Raw genomic sequence first — 2,505 nt, 5'->3', positions numbered from 1 at the left:
ACCCGATTTGCTGCGCAAATCGACCTCTCCCGAAGGGAGAGGTGAACTGAGTCCGCCAAACGACGATCAAACCAAGCGCCATCATTCGCTAGGCCCCACCCTTCACGGCCGCCTTCTTGTCCTCGTCGAGCAGCGCCTGGCGAACCTGCCTGAACTCGCTGCGGTCTGCCTTGTCGACTTTCGGGAAGTGCAGGTCGAGCTCGTCGAGGGCGGCCACGATCGCCGAGCCGATCACCACGCGGGCGAACCATTTGTGGTCGGCCGGCACGACGTGCCAGGGCGCATGGCGCGTCGCGGTGTGGCGGATCATATCCTGACAGGCGGCCTGGTACTTCGCCCACAATCCGCGTTCCGCGACGTCCCCCATGGAGAACTTCCAGTTCTTCGAAGGCTGCTCCAGCCGCTCGAGGAAGCGCTCGCGCTGTTCCTGCTTGGAGACGTTGAGGAAGAACTTCAGGACCACGGTGCCGTTGCGGGCAAGATGCCGCTCGAAGCAGGAAATATCCTCGAAGCGTTCGCGCCAGATGTCCTTCGTCACCAGCACGGGCGGCAGCTTCTGTTTGGCGAGTATCTCCGGATGCACCCGCACGACGAGACATTCCTCGTAGTGCGAGCGGTTGAAGATGCCGATGCGGCCACGCTCGGGCAGCGCGATCGCCGCGCGCCACAGATAATCGTGGTCGAGCTCGGTGGAAGTCGGCTGCTTGAAGGAGGTGACCTCGCAGCCCTGCGGATTGACGCCGTCGAACACGCTTTCGATGGCGCTGTCCTTGCCGGCGGCATCCATGCCCTGGAAGATCAATAGCAGCGACCATCGGTCCTGCGCGTAGAGCTTCTCCTGGAAATCGGACAGCCGCTTGCGGTTGGCGTCGATGATCCTTTCGCCCTCCTCCTTGTCGAGCCCGCCCTTCTCGGCGGTCTTGAACGATTTCAGGTGAAATTCGCCGTCGCCGTCATAGCGGAACGGCGCGATGAAGGGCTTCAGCTGGTCCGCCAGCGATTTCGAAGATTGCTTGCCCATGCGATCATGTGCTCCGGTTGAGGCGGCCCCGATGGACCGTCGGGAATTTCGGCCGCGTCGCGGCGACGATAGACCATCAGCATCAGCGGTGCGAGACGGCGCAAGAGGCCGTGCGCGACCCAGGGCAAGGGTTCGGTGAACGGCAGGGCGAGCTCGCGCTCGGCGACGCCCTGCGCGGCTTTCGCAAGCTCCTGCCCGATGGCGATCGACAGCGCCACCGCGCGGCCGTTGCAGCCGGCCCAGGCGAAGGCGTCGGGGCCGAGGCGATGGATGCGCGGCAGGAAATCCGTGGTCATGCCGACATAGCCGTTCCAGACATAGTCGAACCTGACCTCGCCGATCTCCGGCCACAGCCGCTTCAGGCGCGCGGCGACGCTGGCCTTCAGGCTGTCGGCGCCGGTGCCGATCTGAGCGCCGCCGGTGACGAGACGGTTGCGGGCGTCATAGCGGGCGAAGTAGAGCTCGCCATGGGTGTCCGACATCGCCTGCCGGCCGGGGATCACGATCTTGCGGGCGGCATCGGACAGCGGTTCGGTCGCCATCTGCCACGAGCGCACCGGCATCACCTCGCGCGCGATCTCGGGGGCAAGCGCTTTGGCGAATTCGCCGGTATAGGCATTGGTGGCGAGGATCAGCGCGCGGGCGGCGATCTGCCCCAGCGGCGTCGTGACGATCCAGCTGTTGTTGCGGCGCTCGAAGCGAGAAACCGGCGAGCGCGCGAAGATGCGTGCGCCGCGATCGAGCGCGGCGCGCGCCAAGCCGCGCGACAGCGCCAGCGGATTGACGTGGCCGCCGGTCCTGTTCCAGAAGCCGCCGAACCACGCATCGGAGCCGAGCATGTCGCGCACCTGCTCGCGCGACAGCAGCTCCACCGGTGCACCGGCCTTCGACCATTGCCGCACGCGGCGCTCCGCGATCCCCATGCGGCCGGGCGAATGCACCGGCTGCACCCAGCCGGTCTGCTCCTGCTCGGCCTCGATCTGGTAGCGGCGCGCGACATCGAACAGCGTCGAGGCGCAGTCGCGCAGCAGCGCGACGAAACGCTCGCCGGCGGCGCCGTGCTTGGCCACGACGTCTTCCGGATCGGGCCGCGTCAGCGTCGGGATCACCTGGCCGTGGTTGCGGCCCGAGCCGCCCCAGCCGGGCTCGGCGGCCTCGACGACGGCGACGTCGACACCCGTCTCGCGCAAGTGAAGCGCGGTGGAAAGGCCGGTGAAGCCGGCGCCGACGATGACGACGTCGGCCTGCTCGGTGCCCACGAGCTGCGGCAACTCGGGCCCGGGCGGCGTCACCGCGGCCCATAGCGATTCCGGCATGCGGATGTGATCTGGTGGCATTAGACTTCCTTTCAACCCGATCGTAGCAACTATCAAGTTGGACGCGGATGAGCGCGCCCCGACCGGCTGCAGTGTGACGCCGCGCTTGCCGTCGTCAAGGAGTGGCCTGGAAGCCGCGGAGCCTGCGTTGAGCAATGCGCGACGGCC

At 67.0% G+C, this 2,505-nt stretch carries 2 protein-coding genes; both read right to left on the bottom strand.

Annotation, left to right across the window (positions count from 1 at the left end; all coding sequences use genetic code 11):
- Positions 1 to 88: 88 nt before the first annotated feature.
- Positions 89 to 1,021 carry a polyphosphate kinase 2 family protein gene (locus ACT4OC_RS07935; RefSeq protein ID WP_444838421.1) on the bottom strand — a complete coding sequence of 311 codons (933 nt, stop codon included), beginning with the start codon at positions 1,019 to 1,021 and terminating at the stop codon, positions 89 to 91.
- Positions 982 to 2,358, bottom strand: a complete 1,377-nt coding sequence (locus ACT4OC_RS07930; protein ID WP_444838420.1) for an NAD(P)/FAD-dependent oxidoreductase — start codon at positions 2,356 to 2,358, stop codon at positions 982 to 984. The genes ACT4OC_RS07935 and ACT4OC_RS07930 overlap by 40 nt, the downstream gene beginning before the upstream one ends.
- Between the last annotated feature and the right edge of the window lie 147 nt (positions 2,359 to 2,505).

Source organism: Bradyrhizobium sp. (genome assembly GCF_052389815.1).
Lineage (GTDB): Bacteria > Pseudomonadota > Alphaproteobacteria > Rhizobiales > Xanthobacteraceae > Bradyrhizobium.
This window is presented reverse-complemented; position numbering and strand designations above follow the sequence as displayed.

Excerpts from the sequence above, each read along its gene's own strand:
- ACT4OC_RS07935 (WP_444838421.1), bottom strand. The coding sequence starts at position 1,021 with ATGGGCAAGCAATCTTCGAAATCGCTGGCGGACCAGCTGAAGCCCTTC.
- ACT4OC_RS07930 (WP_444838420.1), bottom strand. The coding sequence starts at position 2,358 with ATGCCACCAGATCACATCCGCATGCCGGAATCGCTATGGGCCGCGGTG.